We start from the raw sequence: 8,655 nt of genomic DNA, 5'->3' as shown, positions 1-8,655 counted from the left end.
GCACCCGCCACCCTCACCCCGCGGCCCAGGAAGGCCGCCCTGCCGAAGGCCCGACCGCTCCTGTCGTTGTCGCTCAAGGGCGTGCTCGTGCCCGCCCGGTGGGTGCCGAAGCTCGGCCGGGCGCTGGCGCCGGTGTTCTGGCCACCGGTCGTCGTGGTGGCCCTCATCGCCGTCGTCGTGCTCGACATCCGGCTCCTCACGACCGGCGACCTCGGGGCGGCCGTCGTGCAGGTGCTGACGACACCGGTGCTCATGCTTGGCCTCTACGGCGTGCTCACGCTCGGTGGACTGATCCATGAGAGCGGGCACGCGGCGGCCTGCAGCTACAGCGGGGGACGGCCCGGCGCCATCGGGTTCGGCGTCTACCTGATCTTCCCCGCCTTCTACACGGACGTCACGGACTCGTACCGCCTGAGCCGTGCGGGACGCCTGCGCACCGACCTCGGCGGGCTCTACTTCAACGTCCTGTGCCTCATCGTGCTGGCCAGCCTGTACCTCACGACGGGCAACGGACTGTTCCTCCTGGCCGCCTTCATCATGCACGTCGAGATGCTGCAACAGCTCATCCCGATCGTCCGGCTCGACGGCTACTACGTGCTCGCCGACCTGGCGGGTGTCCCGGACCTCTTCGCCCGGGTCGGGCCGGTGCTCCGGTCCCTGCGACCCGGTGCCGAGCGTGACCCGCGGGTTGCCGAGCTGCGTCCGCGCGCCCGGCGCACGGTGATCGCCTGGGTCTGTTTCGTTGTTCCCATCTTGCTCATTGGCACACTCTGGTTACTCTGGAACCTTCCGTTCATCATTCGCACCAACATCGACGCGATCCGCATGCAGGCAATGCAGTGGACCGCTGCCCGAGATGCCGGCGACGTCGCCACGGTGGCGCTCGCATCGATCTCGATCCTGCTCCTCGCCGTTCCTCTGCTCGGCATCGCCGTCCTGCTCGACCGCCTCGTCCGCATGCTGTGGCGGTTGGTGAGCTCGCGGGCGGGCCGCGCGGGGGCGCGGCGTGACCGATTGTCGAACGAGGAGACCTCGATGACCATCAACCAGCCGGCCATGAGCCTGCAGCACAACGGAACTCCCCACGGCAGCCCCAGCACCTCACTCGCCCTTGGCGTCCAGACCACGGGCCAGCCCAGCAGCGAGGACCCGGGCAGCGAGCACCCCGGTAGCCAGCACCCCGGCAGCGAGCACCCCGGCAGCGAGCACCCCGGCATCGGCCACCAGGCTCAGGTGGAGCCACGGCCGGTCGAGCCTCGGCTGCCAGAGCCGCGGCAGGTCGAGCCGCCGCCGGTCGAGCCGCCGGACATCGACGATCTTCCCGAGGGACGGGACGAGGACGACCTCGACGAGGTGTTCGAGCTCACCGCGGATGCCTTCCGCGACGAGCTCATCCTGCCGCCCGAGGCCCCGGTGCCGACGAGGGGCTGGCGGGAGCGCGTCTACCGGTTCTCCGGAGGCGCCGTCAACCCGGGCCCCGGCCGGCAGGAGCGCCGCCGCATGCAGCTCGAGGAGCGGCTCAACGCCCCGATCGCCGGCTCGCACCGCATCGTCGTCATGAGCCGCAAGGGCGGGGTCGGCAAGACGACGATCAGCTTCGCCCTCGGCAGCACCTTCGCCTCGCTGCGCGGTGACCGGGTCATCGCCGTCGACGCGAACCCCGACGCGGGCAACCTCGCCCACCGGGTCGCGCCGCCACACGACCGTGCCATCACCGACGTGCTCGCCAACCTCGACCGGATCACGACCTACTCGCTCCTGCGCGAGTACACCTCCCAGGGCGCCGAGTCGCGCCTCGAGGTGCTCGCCTCGGATGACGACCCCCACATCGGGATGGCCCTGGGTCGGGACGACTACCACCAGCTCATCGGCCTGCTCGACCGCTTCTACAACCTCATCGTGCTGGACACCGGCACAGGCATTCTCGACAGCGCCAACCAGGGCCTGCTCGAGGAGGCGGACCAGCTCGTCCTCGTCCTGCGGCCAGGCGTGGACGGTGGACGTGCCGCGGCGCTCACCCTCGACTGGCTCGTGAAGCACGACTACCACGAGCTCGTCAGGCAGGCCGTGGTCGTCATCAATGGAGTCCGCGAAGGGGTCGGGGCTCCAATCGAACCCATGGTCGAGCACTTCGAGCAGCGGTGTCGCCGCGTGGTGCGCGTCCCCTGGGACCCGGCCCTCGAGCTCGGTGCCCAGACGCGCTTGTCGGCCCTGCGCCCGGAGACGCGGGACAGCCTCGTGGAGATGACCGCCGCGGTCGCTGACGGCTTCGCACTGACGGGAGTGGACGAGTGAACGTCTCACGGCGCGTCGCCGCCATCCTCTCTGCCGTTGCCGTGTTGGGGGGCACCGGATGGTCGGCCGCCAGCGGTTCCCACGATGCCAAGAGCGCGGACCTGAGCGCCGTGGCCATCGCCTCCGCGTCCCACCCGAACGCGTCCGACGAGGCCTTCTCGGTGTCCCAGCTCGGTAGCGGTCGCAGCGTGTCGGGCGACGCGAGCGCGGGCGCCGACACCAACTGCGACGGCTGCTCCTCGACGGCCACGACGGTGAGTGTCATCTACGTCAACAAGACGAATGAGGCGAGGCTGGACAACCTCGCCACGTCCACGACGTCGCAGTGCAGCGACTGCTCGTCGGCCGCCGTTTCGGTCCAGGTCGTCGTGCTCCGCCACCCTCAGACCGTCGTGGCGAACAACCGGTCATTCGCCGCCAACGCCGTGTGCGAGGGCTGCACCAGCAACGCGGCGGCCCACCAGATCGTCGTCGTCGCCCCGCGGGGTGACCGGCTCGACAACGGTGAGCTGGCCGAGCTGCGCGAGTGGGCGCGCTCCCAGGCGGCTGGCCCGGCACCGAGCACGATGGGGCTGCGCTCGACCGCGGAGTCCTCGACCCAGCACGAGCTCGAGGACCAGCTGCGGGGTGCGCTCGGGCCGATCACCACCGTCAGGTACGACGCCGACGTCAAGGCCGGCTGACCGCGCGTTCACAAAGGTGGTATGCCGCTGAGCTCGCTCTCGCACAAAAGCGAGCTCAGCGGCATACGGCCCCTTGAAGTAGGGGGGTCGTCCTGACCTAGAGTCGAATGATGACTACGAGCGGTGTCACCTTCACTGGAGAGTCCGCCCCCGTCGCACCCGAGACGGTCACCGTCCTCTCCGGAGCAAGCTTCGTCCTCTCTCGGCCCAACGGCGACATCGACAGCGATGCACCGCTGGGCTTCTTCGGCCACGACACGCGACTGCTCTCGGGCTGGGTGCTCGAGATCGACGGCACCCGGCCCGAGCCCCTGACCCACCACCTGCCATCACCGTGGTACTGCCGGTTCATCAGTCGGCTGTTCAGCGACACCAGGCGACTCCTCGTGGAACGGGCCCGCTACGTCGACGAGGCGATGCGCGAGGACGTCATCATCCGCAACCTGCACCCGGAGCCGGTCACGCTCGCTGTGCGGATCAGGTTCCAGGCGGACTTCGCCAGCCTGTTCGAGGTCAAGGAGTCGCGGGCACCCACGGAGACGGAGACGCGCGTCCAGCTGGCTGACACGGGGGTGTGTCTGCTTCGCCGGGTCGACGACGATGCGAGCGCTCTCGGGGTGGATGTCAGCGCCGCCGGAGCCGAGCTGCGACCGGACGCCGTCGACTTCGTCGCCGAGATCCCGGGACGGGGCGTGTGGCAGGCGAGCGTGCACGTCCAGCCGGTCATCGACGGCGCGCCGATCCCGGCGCGGTTCCCCGACGGGCACCCGCTGACCGAGACGGCGGCCGCGGTGCGCCAACGCCAGTGGGAGCACGGCACGGCGGAGATCCGGTCGAGCAACCCCGACTTCGACGAGGCGCTCCGCCGGGCGCGACACGACCTCGGAAGCCTGCGCGTCTTCGACGAGGGGTCGGGCCTGCCGGTCCTCGCGGCAGGATCGCCGTGGTTCATGACCCTGTTCGGGCGGGACTCGCTGCTGACCTCGTACATGACGCTCGCCCTCGACCCGACCCTGGCCCAGGGTGTCCTCGACGCCCTCGCCCACCGCCAGGGCGAGCGGGTCGTGGACCGGACCGAGGAGGAGCCCGGCCGGATCCTGCACGAGCTGAGGTTCGACGAGGCCGACGACGCGGCTGATGCTGCCCTCCCCTACGGGACCGGCCCGGGGACCGCGGTGGGCCCGACCGGGCGGCACGCCTACTACGGCACCGTGGACGCGACGCCGCTCTTCGTCGCCCTCGTCGGTGAGTACGCCCGCTGGCACGGGCAGTGCGACACGGTCAGGCGCATGCTCCCCGCCGTCGACCGGGCGCTCGAGTGGATCGACCGGTATGGCGACCGTGACGGTGACGGCTTCGTCGAGTACGAGCGGGCCACCCCCAGCGGTCTGGTCAACCAGGGCTGGAAGGACTCGTGGGACGGGATCAACTTCGCAGACGGGACGATCGCCGAGGCCCCCATCGCGCTCTGCGAGGTGCAGGGCTACGTCTACGCCGCGTTCAGCGCGCGGGCGGCGCTCGCGGAGCTGTGCGGCGAGCCGGAGCTGGCCACGCACTGGCAGGAGCGAGCCCGCCGGCTCAAGTCGGCGTTCAACGAGCGCTTCTGGCTGCCCGAGCGCGGGTGGTTCGCCGTCGGCCTCGACAGGGACAAGCGCCCGATCGACGCACTGGCGTCCAACATGGGGCACGCCCTGTGGACCGGGATCGTGGACGACGAGCATGCGCCGGAGGTGGCCCGGCACCTGGTGTCTGACGAGCTCTTCTCCGGCTGGGGCGTGCGCACGCTGGCGACGTCCATGGGCGCCTACGACCCGATGAGCTACCACAACGGGTCGGTCTGGCCGCACGACAACGCGCTCATCGCCTACGGGTTGATGCACCGCGGGTTCGTCGACGAGGGCCACCGGATCGCCGAGGGCATCCTCGACGCGGCAGCCGCATCGGGCGGTCGGCTCCCGGAGCTGTTCGCCGGACTCCAGCGCGAGGCGTACCCCGTGCCGGTCCCGTATCCGACCGCGTGCTCCCCACAGGCCTGGGCCTCCGCGGTGCCGGTCCATCTCGCTCGGGCTCTGCTGGGCCTGGAGCCAGAGGTCCACCACGGCGTAGTGCGGGCGCGGCCTCACGTGCCCGAACGCCTGTCCACCCTCTCGGTCACCGGACTGCCGCTGGCCGGGGGGCGCCTGCAGCTCCGCGCCCAGGGCAACCACATCGACGGCGCTGCCATCCCCGAGGGGCTCCAGTGGGTAGTGGAAGGGCTGGTGGGCCAAGACGTGGCCCCCTGACCCCGCGAGAGCACCCACATGAATGACCCCCTTCGGATCGCCGTCATCGCCACTCCGTACACCGAGATCCCGCCCGACGGCTACGGCGGCACCGAGCTCTTCCTCTCGAACCTGGCCGACGGCCTCGTCGACCGTGGTCACGACGTCACCGTGTACGGCGTGGGCAACTCGACGACGAAGGGGCGCTTCGTCCGGTTGCGTGACGAGGCGCAGTACGACCGGATGGGACAGCTGATGCCCGAGATCGTCCACGTCGCGACGCTCGAGCCGGCCCTCGCCCGCGAGTCGTTCGACGTCATCCACGACAACACCGTCGCCGGCCTGCTCGTGGCGCGCGCCCGCAAGGCGCCGACGATCGCGACGATGCACGCCCCGATGGATGACGAGATGGGAATCGTCGCCGAGGCGGTGAGCGACCACGTCGACCTCGTCGCCATCTCCGAGGACCAGCGAGCCAGCGGCCTGCCCAAGCGCTGGGCCGCCACCATCCACCACGCGATACGCGTGTCCGAGTTCCCGTTCCGGGAGGACAAGGAGGACTGGGCGCTCTTCCTCGGCCGGATGTCCCCCGACAAGGGCGCACCCGAGGCGATCGAGGCCGCGCGGGCGGCCGGGATGCCGCTGAAGATCGCGGCCAAGTGCGTGGAGCCGGAGGAGCAGGCCTACTTTGCCGAGCACGTGGAGCCGCTCCTGGGACCTGACGTGGAATGGCTCGGGGAGGTGGGCGGCCGGGACAAGCTGGAGGTGCTCGGCCGCGCGCGCTGCCTGCTCTTCCCGATCCAGTGGGACGAGCCCTTCGGCCTCGTCATGATCGAGTCCCTCGCTTGCGGCACCCCGGTCGTCGCGATCGCGCGGGGCTCGGTGCCCGAGGTGCTCGAGCACGGCCGCACGGGTCTGTTCGCCGAGGACGAGTCGGCGCTGCCCGAGCTGCTGCGTCAGGTCGGCGACCTCGCACCGGTCGACTGCCGCGCCGCCGCAGAGGAGCGGTTCAACATCCCGCGGATGGTCGACGAGTACGTCCGCGTCTACCGCGAGGCGATGGAGCGCAGGGCCGTCCCGAGAGCGCAAGCAGCCTCCTGACTGACCCGCTTCGGATGGTTCCTCTCCTCCCAGCGTGGAACGACAAGCACGGCCAAGGGGGTATGCCGCTGAGCTCGCTTCCCGACGCAAGCGCGCTCAGCGGCATACCCCCTTCTCAGTCACTGTGGTAGACACGGTGGAGGTTGGACTGCATCCGGATGAACCTGCGAAGGAACGGGGTGGCGAACCATGGTCGCGATCGAGCGGTTGGACGAGGACGGCCTACGGGACCTGGTGCAGCGAACCGACGAGCTGGGCGTGCTGTCGGTCTATGTCAACGCCGACGTCAGGCACGACCCCAACCTGCAGGCCGCCGGAATCGACCTGAAGAACCGGTTCCGTGAGCTGCAACGGCGGGTGACCGAGGAGGCGGGGGACCAGAGCCGCGCCGTGGCTGCGGCGCTCGAGCGGCTGTGGCCGGAGCTGGAGAGCCTGGCCAGCCCGAGGGAGTCTGGACGAAGCCGGTTCGCCTTCGCCGCGTTGGGAAGCGGCTGGGTGCAGAGATTCGAGAGTGCGATGCCGGTGAGTCCCAGGCTCGTCCTGGATGACGGCCCGTTCCTCCATCCACTGCTCGAACAGCTGGACGAGGGCCGCACCGCTGGCGTCGTCATTGTCTCGGGGGACAACGCGCAGCTCCTCGAGTGGCGACTCGGCACCCTGGAGCTGGTCCGCCGGCTGGAGCAGGAGTACGTCGAGGCGCCCCATGAGCGAAGCGGGCAGCTCGGCGGTGGTCCGCCGGGGCAGTACCACTCCCCGAAGCGTGAGCAGCAGAAGGACCGCGCGCGCGACCGGGCCGAGCGCTTCCTCGACGAGGCGGCCATCGTGGCTGCAGGGCTTGCCGAGGAGCGAAGGTGGGAACGGATCCTCGTCAGTGGCGGCGATCGGTGGACCGGCCCGATGGTCGAGAGGTTCCCGCAATCGCTGCGCCACAAGGTCTTTCCCGATGCTCGGGTGCTCACGGGTCTCGACGACGGGACGCTCGCGTCGACCGTCACCGAGCTGGTGCACGACCAGCACAACGAGCGTGAGAGGCAGCTCGTCGAACGGGTGCGCGACGTTGGCGGCTCGGGTGCGGCTGCCCTCGGCTTGTCCGAGGTGGCGCAGGCGTTGAACGCCGGCAGGGTCGACCACCTGGTGTACGACCCGGAGGTGCGGTACGTGGGCTCGGTCGGCGCAGAAGGGGAGCTGTACGGGGATGACGAGGTCGCGCCGGGCGGGAGGGAAGGGAGGCCGGAGCCCCGGTTGACCGAACGCCTGGTCGAGCGGGCCCTGACCACCGGAGCCCGAGTCAGCCCGGTCGAAGGTGCGGCCGACGGGGCGCTGCAGGATGCAGGTGGGATCGCCGCGCTGCTCCGGTGGTGAGGTCTGCTGGTCCTGCCGTTGTCGGATGCGCCGGCCTCTTGGTCGAGTGTGCAGAAAACGCCGCCCGCCGCGCTCCCGCGTGCTGCCTTGACGAGCCTTGATCGAGTGTGCAGAAAGCGCCCCCGCCGCGCTCGCGTGTGACCGTGTGGTGGGAAGCCACTCACGCCGTCGGGGTCAGGCGCGCGACCGCGATCCTGCGCCCCGACTTCGCCTCGTACGGGGCGAAGGAGGGGTAGGTCGCGACGATGACGTCCTTCCACGCCGCGTCGGATTCGGCTCCGCTCAGCACCTCGACCGACACCGTCCTGCTCTCGCGGCCGACCTCGATGGTCGCGGTCGAGGCGGCGCGTAGGTTGCGGACCCACTGCGGCTCCTTCGGCTGGCCGCCGGCTGTCGCGGCGAGGTAATAGGCGCCGTCGCGCTCGACATACGCCACCGGCACGGTGTGCGGCATCCCGGACCTGCGTCCGGCCACAGTGAGCAGGAGCACGCGGCTGCCGCCCCTCGCCCTACCGCCGACCTTGCCGCCGGTACGCCGGTACATCCACACGGCCGCCACGTTGCCGGCTTTCCAGAGTCGCTGTGCCATCGACGCCATGTCATCCTCGCTCGGTCGCGCGTGAAGTGCCCGGTGACGAGTCAACCACGGCGCCGAACCGATCCGAGTTTGCTGAGCGCTGCGGTTGTCGGAACCGCGGCCCTTGGTCGAGTGTGCAGAAGACGCCGCCCGCTGCCGCGCCGCGCTCCCGTGTGGCCCCGTGGTGGGAGGCACTAGCATCCTGCTCCGCCTCGCGGAGCAGGATGCTAGTGTCTCGGAGGCCGTGGGCGTCAGTGTGCCTTCACCGCGAGGACCGGGCAGGGCGCGTCGAGCAGCAGGCGCTGGGCGGTCGAGCCGAGGAGCAGCTTGCCGACGGGGGTGCGGTGACGCAGGCCGATGACGAGCATCCGGGCGT

General features: G+C 70.5%; 7 protein-coding genes. 5 read left to right on the top strand and 2 right to left on the bottom strand.

The features are described 5' to 3' along the window. The 5 genes from VJN29_RS13325 to VJN29_RS13305 form a co-directional block, all read left to right on the top strand. Window positions 1-2,295, top strand: a 2,295-nt coding sequence (locus VJN29_RS13325; RefSeq protein WP_324144113.1) for a MinD/ParA family protein, incomplete at its 5' end; no start/stop codon positions are given. Continuing rightward, a complete protein-coding gene (locus VJN29_RS13320; RefSeq protein ID WP_324144112.1) occupies window positions 2,292-2,978 on the top strand; it encodes a hypothetical protein in 687 nt (228 codons plus the stop codon). The genes VJN29_RS13325 and VJN29_RS13320, both read left to right, overlap by 4 nt. A 110-nt stretch (window positions 2,979-3,088) precedes the next feature. Continuing rightward, window positions 3,089-5,260, top strand: a complete 2,172-nt coding sequence (locus VJN29_RS13315) for a glycogen debranching N-terminal domain-containing protein (RefSeq protein ID WP_324144111.1) — start codon at window positions 3,089-3,091, stop codon at window positions 5,258-5,260. 18 nt (window positions 5,261-5,278) lie between these two features. Then, on the top strand, window positions 5,279-6,340 hold the full coding sequence (locus tag VJN29_RS13310) for a glycosyltransferase family 4 protein (RefSeq protein WP_324144110.1): 1,062 nt from the start codon (window positions 5,279-5,281) through the stop codon (window positions 6,338-6,340). Window positions 6,341-6,529: 189 nt separating this feature from the next. Then, complete coding sequence (locus VJN29_RS13305; protein WP_324144109.1) at window positions 6,530-7,702, top strand: hypothetical protein; 1,173 nt, start codon at window positions 6,530-6,532, stop codon at window positions 7,700-7,702. 160 nt (window positions 7,703-7,862) lie between these two features. On the opposite strand, the gene VJN29_RS13300 is transcribed toward VJN29_RS13305, so the two are convergent. Together VJN29_RS13300 and VJN29_RS13295 are read right to left on the bottom strand one after the other, a co-directional pair. Further along, a complete protein-coding gene (locus tag VJN29_RS13300) occupies window positions 7,863-8,291 on the bottom strand; it encodes a nitroreductase/quinone reductase family protein (RefSeq protein ID WP_324144108.1) in 429 nt (142 codons plus the stop codon). Window positions 8,292-8,530: 239 nt separating this feature from the next. Beyond that, a partial coding sequence (locus VJN29_RS13295) for a universal stress protein (protein WP_324144114.1) occupies window positions 8,531-8,655 on the bottom strand: 125 nt, incomplete at its 5' end.

The organism is Intrasporangium sp. (assembly GCF_035280925.1).
Taxonomy (GTDB): domain Bacteria; phylum Actinomycetota; class Actinomycetes; order Actinomycetales; family Dermatophilaceae; genus Intrasporangium.
Note: the sequence above shows the minus strand (reverse complement) of the source record. Positions and strands in the feature narration are given on the sequence as shown.